The sequence below is a fragment of the Fusibacter sp. A1 genome (genome assembly GCF_004125825.1).
Classification (GTDB): domain Bacteria; phylum Bacillota; class Clostridia; order Peptostreptococcales; family Acidaminobacteraceae; genus QQWI01.
Map to the genome: position 1 here is coordinate 48,036 of NZ_QQWI01000003.1, position 20,473 is coordinate 68,508.

19 protein-coding genes are annotated in these 20,473 nt (G+C 45.0%); 8 read left to right on the top strand and 11 right to left on the bottom strand.

The features are described from left to right. The 5 genes from DWB64_RS04235 to argC are packed head-to-tail and all read right to left on the bottom strand — an operon-like array spanning position 1 to position 5,653. Positions 1-762 carry a TIM barrel protein gene (locus tag DWB64_RS04235; protein WP_129486955.1) on the bottom strand — a complete coding sequence of 254 codons (762 nt, stop codon included), beginning with the start codon at positions 760-762 and terminating at the stop codon, positions 1-3. A 56-nt stretch (positions 763-818) separates the two neighbouring features. Continuing rightward, positions 819-2,204 carry an argininosuccinate lyase gene (gene argH / locus DWB64_RS04240; RefSeq protein WP_129486956.1) on the bottom strand — a complete coding sequence of 462 codons (1,386 nt, stop codon included), beginning with the start codon at positions 2,202-2,204 and terminating at the stop codon, positions 819-821. Then, complete coding sequence (locus tag DWB64_RS04245; protein ID WP_129486957.1) at positions 2,201-3,412, bottom strand: argininosuccinate synthase; 1,212 nt, start codon at positions 3,410-3,412, stop codon at positions 2,201-2,203. Before DWB64_RS04245 ends, argH begins: the two co-directional genes overlap by 4 nt. Before the next feature lie 10 nt (positions 3,413-3,422). Further along, positions 3,423-4,631, bottom strand: a complete 1,209-nt coding sequence (argJ, locus tag DWB64_RS04250; RefSeq protein ID WP_129486958.1) for a bifunctional ornithine acetyltransferase/N-acetylglutamate synthase — start codon at positions 4,629-4,631, stop codon at positions 3,423-3,425. A gap of 8 nt (positions 4,632-4,639) precedes the next feature. Further along, the gene (gene argC, locus DWB64_RS04255) at positions 4,640-5,653 is read right to left on the bottom strand and encodes an N-acetyl-gamma-glutamyl-phosphate reductase (protein ID WP_129486959.1); all 1,014 of its coding nucleotides are present in this window, start codon (positions 5,651-5,653) and stop codon (positions 4,640-4,642) included. A 132-nt stretch (positions 5,654-5,785) separates the two neighbouring features. Here argC and argB point away from each other — a divergent pair, with 132 nt between their 5' ends. Together argB and DWB64_RS04265 are read left to right on the top strand one after the other, a co-directional pair. After that, a complete protein-coding gene (argB, locus tag DWB64_RS04260; protein ID WP_129486960.1) occupies positions 5,786-6,610 on the top strand; it encodes an acetylglutamate kinase in 825 nt (274 codons plus the stop codon). Continuing rightward, positions 6,607-7,758, top strand: a complete 1,152-nt coding sequence (locus DWB64_RS04265) for an aspartate aminotransferase family protein (RefSeq protein ID WP_129486961.1) — start codon at positions 6,607-6,609, stop codon at positions 7,756-7,758. Before argB ends, DWB64_RS04265 begins: the two co-directional genes overlap by 4 nt. 67 nt (positions 7,759-7,825) lie before the next feature. On the opposite strand, the gene DWB64_RS04270 is transcribed toward DWB64_RS04265, so the two are convergent. Together DWB64_RS04270 and DWB64_RS04275 are read right to left on the bottom strand one after the other, a co-directional pair. Next, the gene (locus DWB64_RS04270) at positions 7,826-8,854 is read right to left on the bottom strand and encodes an aminoglycoside phosphotransferase family protein (protein ID WP_129486962.1); all 1,029 of its coding nucleotides are present in this window, start codon (positions 8,852-8,854) and stop codon (positions 7,826-7,828) included. 20 nt (positions 8,855-8,874) lie between these two features. After that, positions 8,875-9,582, bottom strand: coding sequence for an HAD family hydrolase (locus tag DWB64_RS04275; RefSeq protein WP_129486963.1), 708 nt, complete (start codon positions 9,580-9,582; stop codon positions 8,875-8,877). Between the two features lie 161 nt (positions 9,583-9,743). On the opposite strand from DWB64_RS04275, the gene DWB64_RS04280 reads away from it, so the two are divergent. From DWB64_RS04280 to DWB64_RS04290, 3 genes are all read left to right on the top strand, one after another. After that, positions 9,744-10,643 (top strand): response regulator, encoded by a 900-nt coding sequence (locus DWB64_RS04280; protein WP_129486964.1) that lies wholly within the window; start codon positions 9,744-9,746, stop codon positions 10,641-10,643. Beyond that, positions 10,628-11,755 carry an esterase family protein gene (locus DWB64_RS04285; protein ID WP_129486965.1) on the top strand — a complete coding sequence of 376 codons (1,128 nt, stop codon included), beginning with the start codon at positions 10,628-10,630 and terminating at the stop codon, positions 11,753-11,755. The genes DWB64_RS04280 and DWB64_RS04285 overlap by 16 nt, the downstream gene beginning before the upstream one ends. 101 nt (positions 11,756-11,856) lie before the next feature. Continuing rightward, entirely contained in the window at positions 11,857-12,975 is a 1,119-nt protein-coding gene (locus tag DWB64_RS04290; RefSeq protein WP_129486966.1) for an HD-GYP domain-containing protein, read from the top strand. 133 nt (positions 12,976-13,108) lie between these two features. Here the strand turns inward: DWB64_RS04290 and abc-f are convergent, their stop codons facing one another. Continuing rightward, the gene (gene abc-f / locus DWB64_RS04295) at positions 13,109-14,791 is read right to left on the bottom strand and encodes a ribosomal protection-like ABC-F family protein (RefSeq protein WP_164980230.1); all 1,683 of its coding nucleotides are present in this window, start codon (positions 14,789-14,791) and stop codon (positions 13,109-13,111) included. Between the two features lie 346 nt (positions 14,792-15,137). Here abc-f and DWB64_RS04300 point away from each other — a divergent pair, with 346 nt between their 5' ends. The 3 genes from DWB64_RS04300 to DWB64_RS04310 all read left to right on the top strand — a co-directional run bounded on the left by DWB64_RS04300 (position 15,138) and on the right by DWB64_RS04310 (position 17,264). Further along, positions 15,138-15,413, top strand: a complete 276-nt coding sequence (locus tag DWB64_RS04300; protein ID WP_129486968.1) for a CD3324 family protein — start codon at positions 15,138-15,140, stop codon at positions 15,411-15,413. A gap of 253 nt (positions 15,414-15,666) precedes the next feature. Continuing rightward, positions 15,667-16,257, top strand: coding sequence for a DUF1062 domain-containing protein (locus DWB64_RS04305; RefSeq protein WP_164980231.1), 591 nt, complete (start codon positions 15,667-15,669; stop codon positions 16,255-16,257). A gap of 233 nt (positions 16,258-16,490) precedes the next feature. Continuing rightward, positions 16,491-17,264: a GNAT family N-acetyltransferase gene (locus DWB64_RS04310; RefSeq protein WP_129486970.1), complete on the top strand. Its 774-nt coding sequence runs from the start codon at positions 16,491-16,493 to the stop codon at positions 17,262-17,264. A gap of 92 nt (positions 17,265-17,356) precedes the next feature. Here DWB64_RS04310 and DWB64_RS04315 read toward each other — a convergent pair whose 3' ends face one another. The 3 genes from DWB64_RS04315 to glmS all read right to left on the bottom strand — a co-directional run bounded on the left by DWB64_RS04315 (position 17,357) and on the right by glmS (position 20,427). Then, positions 17,357-17,749: an NUDIX domain-containing protein gene (locus DWB64_RS04315; RefSeq protein ID WP_129486971.1), complete on the bottom strand. Its 393-nt coding sequence runs from the start codon at positions 17,747-17,749 to the stop codon at positions 17,357-17,359. Positions 17,750-17,804: 55 nt separating this feature from the next. Then, on the bottom strand, positions 17,805-17,915 hold the full coding sequence (locus DWB64_RS04320) for an AAA family ATPase (RefSeq protein WP_164980232.1): 111 nt from the start codon (positions 17,913-17,915) through the stop codon (positions 17,805-17,807). Between the two features lie 682 nt (positions 17,916-18,597). Beyond that, entirely contained in the window at positions 18,598-20,427 is a 1,830-nt protein-coding gene (gene glmS / locus DWB64_RS04325; protein WP_129486973.1) for a glutamine--fructose-6-phosphate transaminase (isomerizing), read from the bottom strand. Between the last annotated feature and the right edge of the window lie 46 nt (positions 20,428-20,473).

Here is a 20,473-nt window from a genome sequence, read left to right on the forward strand (position 1 = left end):
CTAAAGCTTTTTCACTGCGCTATGATTGATCCAATCAAGATCGTACAAGAGTTTCTCCAAGTATCCTTCTTCGTATAGATTTTCGAGCACCGTCGGTACTTTTTTTACATACCCGCCAAGATGTTCTTCAAAAAGCATCTTATTTTCTTTTGTCAGACTATGATGGGCGGTTGTTTCCGTAAAACCGTGAAAATGCGTATGGATGATATCCTCTTCATATCCTTTAACGACGCCATCCGTCCTATATTCATGGGTCAGGTCCGCACACATCTTAAGACGGCTTGACCTAAAGGGGTTGATCAGCACCCTGATATCGTCCCTGGTGTAGGCGGTCGTACCATCTTTACTTCTGATGGTTTCCAGTGCGAAACGTACCCCAAGTCCGAGCTGTTCGGTTCGGTTGAGCAAATAGTCAAGATAGGCTAGGTTCTCATCCGTGTTCTTTGACATCCCAGCATGAACCACCACCGTCGGTGTCTCTTTGAATCTCGTACGGTCGATAAAGGTGAAATAGGCCTCATAAGCCTTTTTTGATTGCTGTTCTTTAATAAACTCGGGCAGATAGGTCTCTCCCGTGTGATAAGGGATATGGTAGGCAAAATCAAAGTCCTTCCAGTTGTTCTTCTTTAAGTTGAACCGCTTATAAAGCTCAGCATCGATACCCAGTTCAAAATGACGCACATCCTTTGATTTTAAGTGATGCAAGTACTCCACTTCCTCTAGTTCAAGGGTTATTTTTTCCTCATACAATACAGATAACATAGACACCCTCCTTGGATTAAGTATATCACTAAACCAAGGTATCAGAGAAGAACTGCTTACTTCCTTTCAGCTAACCACTCGTACGCGCTTGTGAGCATCTCGTTTACGCTCGAAACAGAAGTGGAGCCGACCGACTTCTTATTATTTAGGCAGACCGTGTAATCAAGAACCTCATAGACCCATGAGTCAAATAAATTCGAAACCTCATGGAATTCACTCAGACGGAGGTCTTCAAGCGGGCAGTCCTTGTCGCTTGCGACCTTCACCACTCTTCCGACCAGCTCATGCGCCTCTCTGAAAGGCACCCCTTTTAAAACAAGTGCGTCTGCAAGATCCGTGGCATTCATAAACCCGAGTTTAACCGCTCTTTTCATCTTTGATTCATCGAATGAGATCCCCTCAAGCATGAGCGTCATCATCTCGATTGACATCACCGTATCGGTGTATGCTTCAAGCAGAAGCTTCTTATCTTCCTGCAAGTCCTTATTGTAGGCAAGTGGGAGCGCCTTTAGGATTCCCTGCATGGCACTGAGTCTTGCGGTAGCTACAGATGCCTTGCCACGGATCAGTTCGCACGCATCCGGATTCTTCTTGTTGGGCATGATGCTACTACCCGATGTCACCTCGTCTGAAAGCCTGATGTAACTGAAATTAGGCGAATTCCATAGGATCATTTCATCGCTCAAGCGGCTTAAGTGGATCATCGACACACTCACCCAATTAAGGTAGTCAAGCACGTAATCCCTGTCGCTGACAGCGTCCATCGCATGCACGGCGAGTTTTGAAAAACCAAGCTCACCTGCGACAAACTCGCGGTCCATGTCGTAATTGGTGCCCGCAAGCGCTCCAGCGCCAAGTGGACACGTATCAAGATAGGCAAGTATATGGTTTAGCTTCAGAAAGTCACGCTTGAACATCTCGACATAACTCAGAAGATGAAATCCCATCGTAATCGGCTGGGCATGCTGCAAATGGGTCAGACCTGGCATGAGTGTATCTGCAGTGTCACGCCCTAGGTCCACCAGCACCTCTATCAGTTTCACAACAGCCATTTTGTGATCCATCACGGCTTGCCTCATCCAAATTTTTGTCGCAGTTGCGACCTGGTCGTTTCTGCTCCTTGCGGTATGAAGCTTCTTACCCAATACTCCTGTCCGCTCGCTCAACACGCGTTCCACCCACATATGCACGTCTTCATCCGAACCTGTCGGCACAAGCTCGCCGGTAACGATCTCAGCGGATATCTGCATCAGCGCTTCAGTCACCGTATCGAGTTCGTCTTCAGAGAATATACCAAGCTTGCAAAGCCCCTTTGCATGGGCGATGCTCCCTTCAATATCGGATGCGGCCAAGAAATAATCGACTCCGATCGATGCGTTGAATCGATCGAAAAGTTCGCTCTGATCCTTTGAAAACCTACCGGCCCACATCTTGGTGCTCATAAGAGGTCACGCTTGCCAGGCTGCAACATCGAAGTGAGTTTTAAGGGTAGCGTGAAAAGATTGATGAATCCCTGAGCGTCCTTTTGATCATATACCTGGTCCTCGCCGAAAGTGACGTGCTCAAACGAATACAGGCTGTCCGGCGATTTTGTGCCTAAAATTCTGATGTTCCCCTTTTTAAGTTCGATCCTTACGCTGCCGTTGACAAATGCCTGGGTCTGCTCGACAAAGGCATCAAGCGCGGTCTTAAGCGGACAGTACCAAAGTCCGTTGTATACCAGTTCTGAGTATTTGATGGCGATCAGCTGCTTATACTGCAGCGTATCCCTGTCTAACACCAGCTTTTCAAGCGACTGGTGCGCCTTGTGCAGGATCGTGCCTCCAGGAGTTTCATACACGCCTCTTGATTTCATGCCCACCAACCGGTTCTCCACAATATCAAGCACACCGATTCCGTGTTTGCCACCGATTCGATTAAGCGCGGTCAGCATTTCCACAGAGGTCAGACGCACTCCGCCTATGGCAACAGGGAGGCCCTTTTCAAAGTCGATGGTGATCACTTCACCGCTGTCCGGGGCGTCGTCGATCGAGCTGGTGAGCTGATAGATCGAGGTGGGATGGGCGCTCCATGGATCCTCCAGATCACACCCCTCATGGCTCAAGTGCCAGATGTTCTCGTCTCGACTGTAACTGTCCTTTTTAGATACAGGTATGGGTATCCCGTACTTCACCGCATAATCTATCAGGTCCTCACGTGACTTCATCGACCACTCACGCCAAGGCGCTATGATTGAAAGATCGGGTGCGAGCGCCTTGATCGTCGCTTCAAATCTTACCTGGTCGTTCCCTTTTCCTGTCGCTCCGTGCACGATCGCCACAGCGCCTTCCTCTTTAGCGACCTTCACCAAAAGCTTTGCGATGAGAGGTCGTGCGTAGGCCGTTCCAAGAAGATAGTCGCCCTCGTAGATGGCACCTGCCTTAAGTCCCTTAAAGGCGTAGTCCTGGACAAACTCATCCACAGCATGCATGACCATGGCCTTGACGGCGCCAGTAGCCATCGCTTTTTCCTCTAGTAATTGATAATCCTCTTGTTGCCCCACATTGACACACACAGCGATCACATCATATCCGCAATCTTCCTTGAGCCAGGTCAGGATGACAGACGTATCCAGTCCGCCCGAATAGGCAAGTATCACTTTCTTTTTCATAACTATCTCCTTACGAGCGGTAAGCTCCGTTAATTTTCACATAATCATAAGATAGGTCGCATCCCCATGCCTTAGAGGTGGCTTGTCCTATTTTCAAATCGATCAGGACATTCAGAACATCTCCACGAAGAACGTTGAAGGCGTATTTCTCGTCAAACTCCTGTGCGATACCGTCCACAACCATGGCCACGGACCCCAGTTTTGAAGTGATCGACAAGTCGAAACGTTCGGGGCTGAATGCGGCGCCTGAATATCCGAGCGCACAGGCGATTCTTCCCCAGTTTGCATCCTGACCGAAAAAGGCTGCCTTTACAAGGCTTGAGGAAACAACCGATTTAGCGGCTTTTTTCGCGTCTGCGTTATTTTGCGCCCCTTCCACCTTCACTTCAATCATCTTGGTGGCTCCCTCGCCGTCATGGGCGATCTGTTTTGCCAAGGATTCACATACCGCGTGTACCGCAGTTTTAAAGACATGCGCATGACCCGACTGTTCGTCGATCGTCTGTATCTGCGCCTTTTCACTTGCAAGCATCAGGACCATGTCGTTTGTCGAAGTGTCCCCGTCCACGCTGATCATGTTGAAGGTGCTGTCGGTCGCTTCAAAGAGCACCTGGTCCATGAAGGCTTTTTCCACCGGCACATCCGTCAAGATGAACCCGAGCATCGTCGCCATGTTGGGATGAATCATTCCAGAGCCTTTCGCAAGTCCTAAAAAAGTCACCGGAACTCCGTCCATTTCCACCATAAGGGATGCCACTTTTAAAAAGGTGTCTGTGGTCAGGATACTCTGACCGAAATCGGTCATATTGTGGCTCAGTTCAACCGGGAGTCTTTTGATACTGAAGTTGATCTTCTCCATCGGCATTGCCACACCGATGATTCCTGTTGACGCTACAAGTACCGATTCAGAGGGGACCTCGAACGCGCACGACACCTCATCCGCCATCGTCTGCGCGTCATGTGCTCCCTGCGGACCTGTCAGCGCGTTCGCATTTCCACTGTTGACAACGATGGCGTGTATGCCGTCCTTTGAACGGATATGCTTTTCGCTCAAGAGGACAGGTGCCGCTTTTGTGATGTTCTGGGTGAACACCCCCGAAGCCACACACGGATCTTTCGCAAAGATGACGCCTAGGTCTTTTTTCTTACGTTTCACACCACTATGAAGGCCTGCGCCTTCGAATCCATCGACTGGAATAATATCATATTTCGGTTTCATAATCGCTCCTATTTCAATCCCATGGTCTCTTCAAGCCCCAAGGAAAGGTTCATATTTTGGACGGCTTGCCCTGCCGCGCCCTTTATCGTATTGTCGATCGCGCAAAACACAAGCACACGGCCCGTTCTTTTATCTACGCTAAATCCTATATCCGCGAAATTCGTTCCAACAACCCACCTGGTTTCGGGCAATCCTTCGATGATCCTTATGAACAGCTTCTCCGAGTAAAACTGATGAAAGGCGTTTTCTACATTCTTGCCGTCCACGCCCTTTTTCAGGGTCGCATATGCGCTGACAAGAAGACCGCTGTGCACTGGGATCAGATGCGGTGTGAACTGTACAATCACAGGTTCGCCTGCGATATCCGACAGGTAGCGTTCGATCTCAGGCGTATGCCTATGTGTTCCAGGAGCATACGCCCTGAAGCTCTCATTCACTTCGCAGTATAAGAGGTCTGTCCTAAGTGTTCTACCAGCACCGCTGACTCCAGATTTAGCATCGATCACGATGCTACCAAGCTCGATCAGGCCCTCTTTCACAAGGGGCATCAGGCTGAGAAGACTCGCCGTCGGGTAGCAACCCGGATTCGAAATCAGCCTGCATCCTTCAATACTTTCCCCAAAGGCTTCCGACAATCCATAAACGGCTTCTTCAAGACCTTCTTCATCTATATGGTCGACCTGATACCACAGGTCGTATTCCTCTTTTGTCAACCGGTAGTCGCCGCTTAGATCGATCACGAGCTTTCCACTCGTCCTAAGCCGTTTGACGTAATCCATGGTTATTCCATGGGGCAGCGCCAAAAAAACGACATCCAGTTCCTCAAGCACTTCAAAAACATGTTCATGGGCACTTAAGACCGGTAGATCATAGCCTCTGAACTCACCGAAGCAAGACTCATAGGATTTGCCTATGTACTGGTTCGATGTCAACACCTTGATCGTCGCAACTGGATGGTTCACCAGTAGTTTGACTAGATTCTTGCCTGCATAACCTGTTGCACCTATCACTGAAACACGCATCGTACCACCTCCGTTCATGAGCATGATTATACATACATTCCGATAAATATGCAATAAGTTTTAAAAAAATATAGAAAAAACGTTTCAGAATGTGTATACTAGTGAAAAATAAGAAAGGAAGCGGTAATAATTATGCATACGATTAATAATTTAATCATTTTAAAAGTCGGTGGAAGCGTCCTCGTCGACGAAAACGTCCGCAAGCAATTCACAACCGATATCCTTACACTTTTAGACCTTAAACAAAAGATGGTCATCGTCCACGGCGGCGGGCCTTTCATCGAAAAGAGATTTGAAAAGCTGCAAATACCTACTGAAAAGCTGGATGGTTACCGGATCACCCCGACTCCTCATTTAAAAGTGATCGAAGAAGTGCTTTTCAACGAAGTTCATAGACAGTTTACAAGCGACTTAAAGGACAAGGGCGTTCCCATCGTCTCTTTCGACACCCCCGTAAAACTCCCTGTGACAGCGTCACCCATTTTCCGCTTCAAAAGGCATGACCTTGGGTTCGTGGGAGAACTGAAATCTGTCGATCAAACAGCTTTCAAGCGTTGGACCGACTCAAGTCTCATCCCAGTTCTCGCCTCGATGGCCTGCGACGAAACCGGACAAGTGTATAACATCAACGCCGACACCATGGCGTCGGCACTGGCCGGACACCTTAGCGCAAAGCTTTTGATCTATGCGACAGACACCGATGGCGTTTATAAAGACATCAAAGACTCAAAGAGCCGTATCAGAAAAATGAACACAGGTCAGGCCCTGGACCTGATCGAAAACGGAAGCCTCAGCGCTGGTATGATTCCAAAAATAGAAAGCTGCATCGACGCGCTTAACACAGGAACCCAAAGAGTCATAATCATTAATGGCAAAAACAAAGATGCGCTTTTAAAGGCTTTCCTCTTCAGTTTGGATGAGGGAACGCATCTCTATCAAGAAGGAGAAAGGCTATGAACCATATGATGAACACCTACACGAGACATCCAATAAATCTTGTCAGAGGACAAGGCATCTGGGTATATGATGAATTTGGTACACCTTACCTTGACTGCGTCAGCGGAGTGGCGGCAAACTCTCTAGGCCATGCGAACGCATCACTCAACGAGGTGATCACAAACCAGATAGGACGATTGACACATGTGTCCAACCTGTACACCACGCCCGAAATGAACCGACTATCAAAGCAGCTCGTTCTTAAAAGCGGCATGAACAGCGTGTTCTTTTCAAATAGCGGCACCGAATCGGTCGAGGCCGCGCTTAAGATCGCCCGTAAGTTCGGCAGTCTCACCGGTAATCAAAAGAATAAGATCCTCTATATCAGCGGCAGTTTTCACGGTCGCACGGTCGGTTCGCTCGCCGTCACGTCAAACGAAAACTACAGGCATCCCTTTCTTCCCCTTGTGACGCATACACTATCCTGTCCCGCAAACGACATCCATTCGCTTACTGATCTGATGGACCATGAAGTCTGCGCGATCATCATGGAACCCATCCAGGGCGAATCGGGCGTACATCCGCTGGATAGAGATTTTATAAAACATGCCAGAACACTTGCCGACAACTATGACGCGCTGCTCATCTTTGATGAGGTACAGTGCGGAATCGGGCGTACGGGCTGCTTGTTCTATTACCAGACATTAGATGTCGCTCCCGATGTGCTCTGCCTTGCCAAAGGGCTCGGTGCAGGCTTTCCGATAGGTGCGACACTGGTCAACAAAAGGGCCGATGTGCTTTCGCCTGGCGATCACGGATCCACCTTCGGAGGCAACCCGCTGGCATGCGCAGTGGCTGAGCATGTTCTATCTACCGTCAGTCATGTCGATTTTTTAAAAAGCGTCGACGAGATGTCCGCGGTACTTAAAGACGGCATTCTCGGGCTGGATTCCCCCTTGATCGATTCCTTGACAGGGGCCGGACTGCTGATAGGCATTCAACTCAAGGTAAAGGCAAGCGAAGTCGTCCGTGAGGCGCTAAAGGAAAATCTGCTTCTGATCGGCGCAGGCCCTACTTGTGTGAGAATCCTTCCACCACTGAATGTGACAAAAGAGGAGTGTCAGGAAATCGTCAAACGCTTGGGAAAGGCACTTGATTCTATAAAGTAAACTAAAAAAGGGATTTACGCAGCGGCAGTCCATCTACCGGCGTAAATCCCTTTTCACTTATTTATGCTTACTTCGCCCTCAAAACGCTTTTGCTAATCCAGCCTTTTAGCGTCGGTATCCACTTCATGTGGTTGACGATACTCTTCAACGTCGAGACGACCTCACTAGCGCCAAGTTCCATCTCGTCCTTGTCACTAGCCTCTATTCCTAGAGCGCGTCTCAAACTGTACTCAAGCCAACCTAGCTTGCCATCACAAGCCGCATAGAGCGCATCTTCGATGTCATCTTTGATTTTAGCGCCACAGCGCCCATAAGCCTCAAGCACCGCTTGAAAGTTCTCTTTAATGAAACCGTCGTCCTCAGTCATCGACCACGAGAGTGCCACTTCAATCAGTTCCACCGTCGGGTTCACAAGCCCAGCCGCCTCCCAGTCGATCAGCATCGGATTTTGACACTTGTCCCAAAGTACGTTCTTGGGATCGAGATCACGGTGACTGACCACCTGATTTTTCTCAAGGTTTTTCTGTGCCTGATTCACTCTTTTTTGTAGCAATTTCAGCACTTCCACCTGCTCAAGATAAGCTTGATGCCAAGAATGACCGCCTGATTTAAGGGCATATGCCGCCCAATCCGATTCGCAAAAGTCATCTTTTCCACTATCGTATTCGCTTGCAAGGTCGCCCATATCAAGAAGATGTATTTTGGCAAGTTCTTCACCCATGACTAGGCATCTGCGATGATCGATGTTCAACTCATTCACTGCACGACCCTCAAACCAATCAAATACCATATAGTGCTGTCCGCCGATCTCATGCATAGCCTTTTCAGCCACTACAAGCGCCGGTAGCGCCTTGATTCCGTTTTCTAGGCAGAGCTTTGTCACCTTCTCTGAAAAGAGATAATGCCCCATCGCAGGTTTTCTTTTCATCACCTGAGGATTGAGCGCCTTGACGGCATAGGTCGCGCTTGCCGTTTCAACCCGATACATCCTATGGAGCAACCCTCCACAAATCCGCTCGGGTTCTGTTAAAAGCTCCCCGAATCCAAGCGCGTAAGACAGCGCTTTAAAATCCAGTCTATACTGATCATTCCCCATAAATCATGCTTCCTTTCACATCAATCGATAAGGTCGATTACCTCGAGCAGGCTCTTTACCGTATAGGTGGGTTTGATGGGATGCTTCCAGGTTTCTGCTGTTCTGTTGATCCAGCAGCTGGCAATTCCCGCCCTGCTCGCTCCGCTGATGTCCGCGGACGAATCACCGATATGCAGCACCTTTTTCGGATCTATCTGATAATAAGCTAAAACCGAATTGAACATCCTGCACTCGGGATCGTTCTTATACGCCCCCACCGCTTCAGAGATGAAGACATGATCAAATTCAAACCGGTCCAGCAGACCATGCACCATGCTGTGGTCCGCATCGCTTACAAGGCAAATTCTGACCCTATCCTTCAATCGGTTAAAAAACGCATGCACGTCTTCATAACTGTCGCAGTAGTTATGCTCCTCAAGGAAAATATCCACCGCCACCTCAGGGTCCGTCTTCAATTCAAACTCCGTCATGATTTCTGTAAAATATTTTAAAAACACCGTTCTGAGCGTGACGAACTGCGAACTATAACTATCGACAGTAAAAAATCCGTTCACAGCCCTTGTGATAAGTTGGTTCTTATAGAAAGCTCCTTTGTCAGGAGTATAGTCCTCACCTAAAATGCGCATCCAGACCGATTTTGTACGCGTGTTGATATCCACAAGCGTCTGAAACATATCAATGCAAATCAAATCGTATTTCATATCAGTACCTCGCTTAGCTGATTTCATCAATTTCCATCCTCATCCATTTTACACTATTTAACTTGATAATACAGCCGTTGGGAGCAGATTGGGCAATAATTTTGAGGCTGTCGTTTTCCACTTTTGTGTTGACTCTCGTGCCACACCAGAGTGTACAATAGTAAGTGACGAACTTAAAGGAGAAAACCATGTATTCAATCGGACAGATTTCCAAACTGGTAAACCTATCAACAGACGCCCTGCGCTACTACGACGAGATCAACCTGCTTAATCCGTCTTATGTGAATAAGAAGAGCAACTACCGCTATTACTCGAAAGACCAGATACAGCAGTTACTGTCGATCATCGAACTGAAGCATCTCGGATTCAGTCTGGATGCAATCAAGCAGCTCATGGACTGCACCGATCCGAAAGCGCTCGAATCCGCATATCGGCTGAAGATGAATCAGATGACAAATGATATCAAGGAAATGCATCAGCTTGCCGACCGGCTAAATAAAAAATTGTCTAACGTGACAGGTTCCGTTGAACCTGTCACAGTGCTGCTTATCGACGATTCCGATTTTATGAGGTTTATGCAAAAGGACATTCTTGAAAAGAACGGCTACAAGGTGGTTGCCGAAGCGGCGGACGCCATGGACGGTATCGCGGCATTCTTAAAACATGCTCCGGACCTTGTCCTGATGGACATCGACATGCCTAAAATGGACGGCATCACAGCGTTAAAAAGACTGATCGAAATCGACTCGACCTGCAGGGTTGTCATGTGCGCGGCTTGCAGTACGCTGCAGACAGTGGTCGATTCGCTCAGCTTAGGAGCCACCGGATTTATCGCTAAGGCCTTTCATGTCGACGATTTTCTAAATACGATCGACGTATCCATGAAGGGTGAGTTCGACACCTCAAGACACATGCTCACAACCCTTTCATACGATAAGACCTTCATGAAAAAACACTCCTATCGCATCTGTACCCAGCACGAAATCGACCGAATAGCACGATCGCATCATTCCTATCAAGCAAACGATTCGGCAAACTTGATCAGGACGAGTTCTGGAACACCGTTGAACGCATGGAGTATCCTCTAATCGAAGCGATCGACGACCAGTACTGCACAGTGACTTTTCTTTATCATGAGGGACAGTCGCCTGTTGAAAACATCGTCCTTCACGGAACAGGCATCGGCTTTGAATACATGAAAAACCGAATGGAAAAAATCGCTGATACGAACATCTGGTACAAGACCTACCGTCTGCCGAACGATATCGAGTTCATCTACTGGATGTCCATAAGCGATAGGCTTGATGATGACAGCGTCTACAGACACAACAACTTCACGTTAGATACGCTCAACCCAAAGACCTTTTTCATGAAAGACGACCCCGAAAAGCCTGTAGGCAAAGACTTTGTCAGCTCCTATGTCAGGATGCCTAAAAATCCAAACAAGGAGTGGACCCAAAAGAACCACAAGGTCCCTGAAGGCGACTTGGAGAAGGTCCTCTTTAAAAGCGAACGCCTCAACAACGAGAGAAGACTCTGGATCTACACTCCCATTGGCATGAAAAGGGACAACTGCCAAGTAAAAAAACTGCTTATTTTGAATGACGGCAACACCTATGTGAATTGGCTGTCTGCAACAAAGGTGCTCGACCATCTGATCCATGCTAAAAAAATCGAGCCCGTCATAGTTGTCTTTGTAAGCTCTACCGCCACAAGGGTGGACGAACTGACCTTCAATGACGAGTATAACGCCTTTTTAACAACTGAGTTGCTGCCCTATATTCAGACCAGGCACCCGGCGGACAGGACAAAAAACGACACCCTCCTCGGTGGATTCAGCCTAGGTGGATTGGCTTCTGCATACGCCTGTCTCAAACACCCCGATGTCTTTGGCAAATGCATCTCACAGTCCGGTTCGTTCTTCTGGAAGGATAGCACGTACAAGCAGGATGAATGGCTGCTCGACCAGTACGAAAAACACCCACCGCTTGCAGTCGAATTTTACATCACCTACGGAATACTTGAGAACACACCGATCGCCAAACCGACGCTTATCGAATCCAACGAGCGTATGATCTCCATTTTGAAAGCTAAGAACTACAAAGTAACCAGCGAGGTATTCAGGAGCGGTCACGATTATCTAAACTGGGGTGAGACCTTCGCAAGCGCCATGATCGCACTGATTGCATCGGACAGATAGATTTTCCATTCAAAGCATGAAGTCAAATCAAATATTTATGATGAGACCCCAAAGAATTTGGTATAATAGGCTTAAGTAATAATACGTATAGGAGCCTACTCATGGAAAATGTGATTTCAAAAGAAGTAAATAGACTGATTGATTATAAATTCTCACTCCTTGTAAACTCATTTGTAAACACAAATCATTTGTCTAAGACAGATTTTATCAATCATTCTTTCGATACCGTATTTGACCTAATCGATGAAGCCCAAAAAGGATCCTATTATGAACTGATCGGCGATCATTACGTACCCATCGCTTCAAAAGGATATGACCTCAATTTATTGAACCAACTCAAATTTACAAAATACGACGCCTTCATCGACTACAAAAGCCCAGACAACCAGTTGATAGACGCCTATGAGATAAAAGTCACAAAACGCGACGACGCACGCTTTTCTAAAGAAATGCTCGACATCTTCAAAGCGCTGGGCACCTACGAAAACTATATCTCCCTGTATGCGCCGATAAAACTCAGCAGTGAGAAAATCGGTGTCATCTGCCTTGAAAACTTTAGCGGAGTTCCCTTCACAGAACAGTCGAAGATGCTTTTAAAACTATTCGCACAACAGTTTTCAAACATCTACACGCTAAAGCACTATCAGGAGCAGTCCGACATAAGGTATCAGAACATCACAAACGTCCTTGTCAACGCTATCGAGGTCAAGGATTCCTATACGGTAGGCCATGCCAACAGAGTGCAGGAGCTTTCGCTTAAGATCGCTTCAAAAATTAAGTTGTCGGACGAGCGGATCAACGTTCTTAAAAACGCCGCCATCCTTCACGATGTGGGTAAAATAGGAATTCCCACCGAAGTCCTGATTAAACCTGCAAAATTGACCGACCAGGAATACAAGACCATCCAGGAACACCCCTTGCACGCTCAAAAAATTCTAAGCGGCATCGATGGTTTTGCAGAAATCGCGGAGTTGGCCTATTGCCACCACGAACATTATGACGGCACCGGTTATCCCAGAGGCCTTAAAAACGAACAGATCCCATTCGAAGCACAAATCATTCAAATCGCTGATGTGTTCGATGCGATGACCTCCGAAAGAGCTTATCGTCAGGCATTTTCGGTAGAAAAGGCACTCGCTGTCCTGATCGAGGAAAAAGGTCGCCAGTTTCATCCAGAGCTGGTCGATATCATGATCGAACTTAACCAAGATGAACGCTAAATAAAAACCGCATCTTAATCGAGATGCGGTTTTTTGCTTATGTTTTATCACTTGCTTTGAATATCACACTGACCCAATCCTATATTTCCCAAATATCTCTCTAATAATCCATCCGCTCTCAATACTGCTTGTTTTATTGTCTAATTTTTACTATCAAGCAACTTGATTTATAGTCGTCGTAATCCCCTAAGTAATTGACCAGTTTTTTCTCTTCTAGCGCAACAATTCTATTGCACATGCGATTGATGAAGTATCTGTCATGTGAGATGAAAAGCAGCGTGCCTTTAAAGTCAGCCAGTGCCGATTCGATGCTTTCTATAGCTTCAATGTCCAAGTGATTTGTAGGCTCATCAAGGATGATTGTGTTCACGTTTTCAAAAAACAACTTGCTCAGCTTTAAACGAATTCGCTCACCACCGGAGAGGTGCCTTATCTTTTTATGGACATTGCCACCGTAAAACATGAATCGAGCCAGGTGTTCCCTCGCTTTTCCTTCTAGCACCTTCAAGTCATCGCAAAAGCATTCCAGTACCGTATCGTTCTCGTCCTCAAAAACAAGGTTTTGCGGCAAATAGGCGATTTTCGTACTCGCACCCAGCCTGATTTCTCCCTTATCCTGTTCAAGTTCATTCAGAAGCATTTTGACAAAGGTGCTTTTACCGCTACCGTTGGGGCCGATGAGCGCCACTTTATCGCCGTACATAACATGCATGTTGGCGTGTTCAAATAGGACCCTGTCCCCGAACTTCTTGCAAAGGTCAGTCACTTCGATTACCGAGTTTCCAGACCTTGAACCAGACGCAATATCCAGTTGCATGGTCCGATTTTGGGTTTTCACCTTTTCAACTTTTTTCATCTTGTCTAGCTTGATCTCCAGACTCGCGGCACGCTTGTTGAACTTTGAATTGTCAGCTTTATCAGCCCAGCGTTTCAATTCTTTAATGCTTCCCTTGATTTGCGAGATTTCCTTGCTATGCTGTTTGTACTTGTTGGACTGAATAAGCCTTTCTTCCTCTCGCTGCCTGATAAAGTCGGTATAGTTTCCATGATAGGTTTTACACCGTTTGTCACTCAGCGCTACAATCTTGTTTACGGTCTTATCTAAAAAGTATCTGTCATGAGATACAATAACGACAATCCCCTTATAGCTGTTAATAAATGTTTGCAACCATTCAACCGACTCCATGTCAAGATGGTTGGTCGGTTCGTCGAGCAGCAGCACGTCGGGTGTCTCAATGAGGAGTTTTCCTAAAAGGACGATCTTCTTCTCGCCACCGCTCAACCTTTCGAAGGCGCTACTTAAAAACTCATCGTTGAACTTGAGCCCTGTGCAGACTTTCTTTAGTTTTTCCTCGGTCTCATAACCGCCTTTCACTTCGTATTCCTGGGTAAGCCGGCTATAGTTTTCAAGGGTCCTTGTCAGTTCCACATCCTTCAAGTGTGTCATCTCACCCTCTAGCCGTCTTAGCTGAGCTTCCAGCTCTAAAAGGGCTGAAAAGCTTGAATTCAGAACATCATAAACGGTCTCACCGCTATCGAACTTTGGAACCTGTTCCAAATAGGCCGTGCTAGTATTTTTTGTGACCTTCACCCATCCCTCATCGTAACCCGGTGGCACGGGAGCATAAGGGTAACCCGCACAGTGCCTCAACTGTATCATTCCTGCTATCAGTTTCAGTATCGTTGTTTTCCCGGTACCGTTATTTCCTACAATACCGACTCTTTCAGCCCCTGTTATGTGAAAACTGACTGTATTGAACAAAAGATGGGCATCTAAAAACTTTTTCACCTGATCAAATCTAATTTCGTGCATCATAAACCTACTTCCTTGCATTCCTCAATAACTGTGTCACTAAAAAAGTATCATTTTCCAAAGAAGATAGACACCTCATCTTCTTATCTAGGTAGAAGTTGAGGTCCATTCACCAACCTTTCAAAATATGACACTTGCGTTACATGATTACTCACTTTATTGAAGAATTATCCATATCGGTCTATGATGAATTTAACATAACAAAGGAGGACCCCATTTTATGCTAAGATATGTTATTACTGCGTAGCAAAAGCTATCGCGTAAATTGAATAGGTTGTAACAACCAAATGTCAGTAAAGATAGCTTTTGCAAATCCTTAAATCAGTCACATTACATTTAGGAGGCGCAGATGAGCTATACCAATGCAAAACAAATATTACCAGACGAGATTATTGAACTCATTCAGAATTATGTCGAAGGTGAATACTTATATATCCCTAAAAAAGCGGATAACAGAAAAGCTTGGGGGGAAAACACGAAGACAAGGAATGAGCTTCATACGCGAAACTCGAGTATCTACAAGGACTATATCGAAGGCTTAAGCACCGCTGAACTTGCCGATAAATACTATCTGTCGATAAAGAGCATTCAACGTATCGTTCTAAACCTAAAGAAGTCATCTTAAACCAACGCTTGCCGTTGGTTTTTTATTGCGCTTTAAACGCCTATAACTTGATTCATAAACAAACATGAGGTCGTATCTTCACCCTACCAGCCCTATACTTAAGCTATCAAGAATACGAAAGGAGCGCACATTTATGCTTAGAGAGATCTCAATTGCATAGCAAAGGCTATGCATAGATAGATAAATTATTTATGAATAGCCTTTGCTTTCCCTAATGTAACTTTAGTTTCTACACAAAATTAGGAGAATGCATATGAGCTATTTGAACACTGTAACATGGACCATCGAACCGCTGGCATTGCCAACCGTTATCAAGACTTGCTCCAAATGCGGGCACAAGGCCACTTTTGTCAATACTGAAAAGTTCAGAGTCAACGCAAATAAAATGAGTCTGGATATCTGGTTGATTTACTGCTGTGAAAAGTGCAAGTCGACTTATAACCTCACCGTCCACGAACGTATTAGTCCGCAAGAGATGCCCCTTACCATGCTTGAGCGTTTTATGGGCAACGACTTGCAGTTAGCAAGAGAGGTGGGCTTTGACTCGATACTCCATCAAAAGAACAAAGTGCACCTCGACCTTGCATCCGTACCCTTTGACATTACAGGAGAGATGGTGAACTTGGATGCCCCCGGCATGATAGAGTTAAAGTGCCCTTTCAATTTAGGGCAACGCGTCGACAAAATCTTGAGTAAGAAATTGAACGTCTCAAGATCAGTCATCAAGCGGCTGCATGAGTCTGGAAAGTTAACCGGTCCCAAAGCAAAAGGATTGCTGAATGAAAAGGTCAAGTCCGATAGGTCTTTGAGGATTTCAATTAATACCATGAAAGCAATTGGTTAAAGCGCTTGCTGAAATAAAAAAGCACAAGATACTTGATGTCTTTCATCAAAATCTTGTGCTTTTAAGTTCTCCATGTCATAGTCAACCACACAATTCAGAATCGGTTTGTTCATCATAAATAAAATATTCCAGAACTTTAATACTAATTACTTTAATTGTAAAAATGAGCTTTCAAAGATACAATATAACTCATAAGGGAAAAACTACGTCCTATAATTTCAAGGAGTTGCAATATGAAAAATTTAGAAAAAACACTATTGTATCATGAGCTATCAATGACTTATAGCGATACTTCAAAGATTCAAAAATATGATTTACCCAGTGGTTATCACTATGAGTTTTATCGTCCTGGCGATGAGGAAGAATGGGTGGAAATTCAAATGGAATCAGGTTCTATTTGCAATTCCAAAAAAGCTTTGGAATATTTCCATGCTTTCTTTGATTATTTTAAGGTTGAATTAGATAAACGTTGTTTTTTTATAGTTAATGATAATTATGAAAAAATAGCAACCGCAACCATTTCTTTATTGGAGAATAATGAAGATGAGTATGAAGCCACAGTTGATTGGGTTGCCATAAAAAGCGAATATCAAGGGAAGGGTTTATCAAGACCGTTGATATCAAAGCTTTTGGAAGTTGCTAATAATTTAGGTCATGATAAATTAATGTTGCACACACAAACGCATACTTGGTTGGCAGCCAAATTATATCTAGATTTTGGCTTTGAACCATACAATATGACGAATGGTTCAGAAGGATGGCAAATATTGAAAAAGCTTACTAACCATCCTAAGCTAAAAAATATTTCTTCGATAAGTAACGATAAGATGTTTTCAAAACTTGCACTATTAATAGATGAGAAGCTAAGTACTATGTTTGAAAAAGATTATTCCTATTCCATTTGGTATAAAAATGGTAGAAACGATGTTTACGTATATTGTGATGGAAAAGAATATGAGTACAAATATTATGAAAAACAAGAGGCTATTGAATTAGAAGTGATTTGATATAAAAAGGTGAAACATGAAATTGCAATTCTTAATATCTGATGTTTTCAACTAAATCAGAATTCTTCTTTTCAATGCTTTAATAAAAATGCTCAAGAAGTGAGATATTCATTCAAAATCATCTGACACGTACTACAAAAAGGCGAAGGTGGGTTATTTTCATCAAATTGAACGATTTCACTAAAATGACTATTATCTATAAATGATGAAACATCTTGTACATATCCTTTAACAGTTCCCATAGTCATCTCATTAACATGGTTTTCAAAGACAATATTCAAGTCACCTAAATAGTCAGTGGTCACTAGGTTAAGATTTGTCTGTTCCAAGCAATACCGTACTGCAGTTTCCAACACACTTTCGTTGATCCTTGTAGGACCTGCAGGCAACTCCCAATAACCACTTTTTCTGTTTTTGAAAAGTAGAACACCACTATCAGTTATTGGCAGTATAAAGACTACATCTATATTTTTTTTGATATACATATGAACATCTCCTTGTATATGAAAGCAAATCAAGCGACTCCTTATATCTCTTCTTTCAGTACGCTATATTCTCGAAAACAGTTTTGGGAACTGTTTTTAATACTTCTTTTGCTATTGTTGTTTTCCCTACTCCATTTGGTCCACATATGAATATCAGCTTTTTCATAAAGTAATTCTCCTTTCGGTTCCTGATCATCTATGAAGATACACACACGATACCGCTTTAAAGGAAGAGGCATGCCTATACCATTTGCATTCCTCAAGGGTAGTCAATACAAATATGTTACGCTCATCAATTTGGCACCACTTCTCACGAAAACACTTTATGATTGGTTCAACATATACAAATCCCTCTTCAATGTAAGCATTAATAATGTCTTGGGCTTTTTCAGTCTCTTGGTATTCACTCCATATTGTAGCAGCTCTCATGAAACATTCTTCGAAAACCCTAAACCAGGAAGTAGCAGACGAATCCCATGCATACAGATAATCTATCATTTGCCTGTGAATCGGCGTCAGTAACTCAACTTGTCCGTGTATCTCTGGCTTACACGCTACAAGTGCGTCCTTAAAGTAATGATGTAAGTATTCGCAACCCTGTATTGGTACTTTGAGAGAAATGTAAAATCGGATCGCTTATCACGCCTTGGGGTTAAAGTATTTACCAGCTACTTTGAACTGCCGTTATGGCGTATCTTATTATTTTGCTCATTCAAGCTGTAGAAAATGTTACACAAAAACACGTCGAAAAGTACAAGGGCATCCACGTTCCTCCAACTACAAAACCCTTCTATCCAAAACCACCCTATCCATAAAAAAAGGTGCACCATATCGGTACACCTCAGTTTCTATTCCACTGTTACCGACTTAGCCAAGTTTCTTGGCTTATCCACATCGTTGCCGCGGTTTAGGGCAACATAGTAGGCAAGGTACTGCATTGGGATTACTGATAAGAGCGGAGCTAGAAGGTCATCGCATTTTGGAATGTAGATGACTTCGTCGGCAACGCTTACGATGCTCTTGTTTCCTTCTTGTGCGATTGCCACCACGTAGGCACCACGCGCTTTTACTTCTTTGATATTGCTTACGGTTTTTTCGTATAGTTTCGACTGTGTGGCAAGGGCGATTACCAGTGTTCCCTTTTCAAGCAGTGCGATTGTGCCGTGCTTTAGCTCGCCAGCAGCGATTGCAAAGGAGTTGATATAGCTTAGCTCTTTAAGTTTTAAAGAGGCTTCCATTGCGATGTCCACATCGGCTCCTCTCCCCATAAAGAAGACGCTGTCGTTGTTGAACTGTTCTGATGCGACCTTTTGGATCTGCTTTTCTGTTTCTAGTGCGTCGGCAGTCAAGGCTTCCATTCCGCTTAGTTTTTCAATCCATGTCTTGTACTGTACATCGTCCACGTTGCCATTGAGTGAACCAAGGTGCAGCCCTAGCATGTAGAAGGCCATCAGTTGGGTTGTGAAGGCTTTTGTAGAAGCGACGCCTATCTCAGGACCTGCCCAAGTATAGAACAGGTCGTCTGAATCCCTAGCGACTGACGAGCCAACTACATTGACGATGGATAGGACTCTTGCGCCCAGTCTTTTCGCTTCTCTTAGCGACTGCAGGGTATCGAGTGTTTCTCCCGATTGTGACACTGCGATAAAGAGCGTGTTCTCATCGACAAAAGGCTCGCTGTATCTGAATTCGGACGCGACTTCTACCGATACTGGAATTTTAGCGATTTTTTCTATGGCGTGTTTGCCGATCAGTCCTGCGTGGTATGCGGTACCGCATGCAACGATATAGACTTTATTGATCTTTCTAAGCATTTCTGGTGTTAGGTGGATATGTTCAAAATTGAATTTACCCTCACTGTTGATTCTTCTGTGTAGCGTATCGTGAAGTCCTTTTGGCTGTTCATGGATCTCTTTTAGGGTAAAGTGCTCGTAACCTTCTTTTTCTGCCGATTCTGCATCCCAAGTCACTTCGAAGATGTCACGCTGAACCGGTTGTCTGAAAGCGTCGAATATTTGAACGCTATCTCTTTTTAGGATCACCACCTCATCATTTTCGATCAGGTATACCTGTTTTGTGTATTTGAGTAGCGCAGGAATATCCGATGCGATAAACTGTTCGTGCTCTCCAAGTCCGACCACAAGCGGGCTGTCTTTTCTTACTGCGATCAGTTCGTCAGGGTGGTTCTTGCTTACAACACCAATCGCATAGGCGCCTTCCATTCTGTCTATCGCGCTGTATACGGCATCCACCAGGTTGCCTTCGTAGTAATAATCAATTAGGTGGGCGATGACTTCTGTATCCGTTTCAGATTGGAACACGATCCCCTTTTCAGCAATCAGCCATTCCTTGATCTGCGAGTAGTTTTCGATAATACCGTTATGGATGACTGCGATATCACCTGCGACATTCGTATGCGGGTGCGCGTTCAGGTCTGACGGCTCACCGTGAGTGGCCCATCTTGTATGACCGATACCGATATGGCTGTCCATCGAAAGCGGCTCGATATGGTCCGCCAGATTTTGAAGTCTTCCCTTATACTTGTGTACTTCTAGGTTGCTGCCGTTCAAAATAGCGACTCCCGCAGAGTCGTACCCTCTGTACTCGAGTTTCGCAAGTCCTTCAAGAAGAACAGGAACTGCGTTTCCTACACCAATATAACCAACTATTCCACACATATTATTCACCTCTAGTATTTGACTGTTTCGTATATACCCACCACGG

What these genes read in the sequence shown, in the direction of transcription:
- DWB64_RS04245 (WP_129486957.1), bottom strand. Translation starts at nt 3,412, where the DNA reads ATGAAAAAGAAAGTGATACTTGCCTATTCGGGCGGACTGGATACGTCT.
- argB (WP_129486960.1), top strand. Translation starts at nt 5,786, where the DNA reads ATGCATACGATTAATAATTTAATCATTTTAAAAGTCGGTGGAAGCGTC.
- DWB64_RS04280 (WP_129486964.1), top strand. Translation starts at nt 9,744, where the DNA reads ATGTATTCAATCGGACAGATTTCCAAACTGGTAAACCTATCAACAGAC.
- DWB64_RS04270 (WP_129486962.1), bottom strand. Translation starts at nt 8,854, where the DNA reads ATGGGGAATGATCAGTATAGACTGGATTTTAAAGCGCTGTCTTACGCG.
- abc-f (WP_164980230.1), bottom strand. Translation starts at nt 14,791, where the DNA reads ATGATGCACGAAATTAGATTTGATCAGGTGAAAAAGTTTTTAGATGCC.
- DWB64_RS04290 (WP_129486966.1), top strand. Translation starts at nt 11,857, where the DNA reads ATGGAAAATGTGATTTCAAAAGAAGTAAATAGACTGATTGATTATAAA.
- DWB64_RS04275 (WP_129486963.1), bottom strand. Translation starts at nt 9,582, where the DNA reads ATGAAATCAGCTAAGCGAGGTACTGATATGAAATACGATTTGATTTGC.
- argJ (WP_129486958.1), bottom strand. Translation starts at nt 4,631, where the DNA reads ATGAAACCGAAATATGATATTATTCCAGTCGATGGATTCGAAGGCGCA.
- DWB64_RS04315 (WP_129486971.1), bottom strand. Translation starts at nt 17,749, where the DNA reads ATGTATATCAAAAAAAATATAGATGTAGTCTTTATACTGCCAATAACT.
- DWB64_RS04285 (WP_129486965.1), top strand. Translation starts at nt 10,628, where the DNA reads ATGGAGTATCCTCTAATCGAAGCGATCGACGACCAGTACTGCACAGTG.
- DWB64_RS04305 (WP_164980231.1), top strand. Translation starts at nt 15,667, where the DNA reads ATGAGCTATTTGAACACTGTAACATGGACCATCGAACCGCTGGCATTG.
- DWB64_RS04320 (WP_164980232.1), bottom strand. Translation starts at nt 17,915, where the DNA reads ATGAAAAAGCTGATATTCATATGTGGACCAAATGGAGTAGGGAAAACA.
- argH (WP_129486956.1), bottom strand. Translation starts at nt 2,204, where the DNA reads ATGAGCACCAAGATGTGGGCCGGTAGGTTTTCAAAGGATCAGAGCGAA.
- DWB64_RS04300 (WP_129486968.1), top strand. Translation starts at nt 15,138, where the DNA reads ATGAGCTATACCAATGCAAAACAAATATTACCAGACGAGATTATTGAA.
- glmS (WP_129486973.1), bottom strand. Translation starts at nt 20,427, where the DNA reads ATGTGTGGAATAGTTGGTTATATTGGTGTAGGAAACGCAGTTCCTGTT.
- DWB64_RS04235 (WP_129486955.1), bottom strand. Translation starts at nt 762, where the DNA reads ATGTTATCTGTATTGTATGAGGAAAAAATAACCCTTGAACTAGAGGAA.
- argC (WP_129486959.1), bottom strand. Translation starts at nt 5,653, where the DNA reads ATGCGTGTTTCAGTGATAGGTGCAACAGGTTATGCAGGCAAGAATCTA.
- DWB64_RS04310 (WP_129486970.1), top strand. Translation starts at nt 16,491, where the DNA reads ATGAAAAATTTAGAAAAAACACTATTGTATCATGAGCTATCAATGACT.
- DWB64_RS04265 (WP_129486961.1), top strand. Translation starts at nt 6,607, where the DNA reads ATGAACCATATGATGAACACCTACACGAGACATCCAATAAATCTTGTC.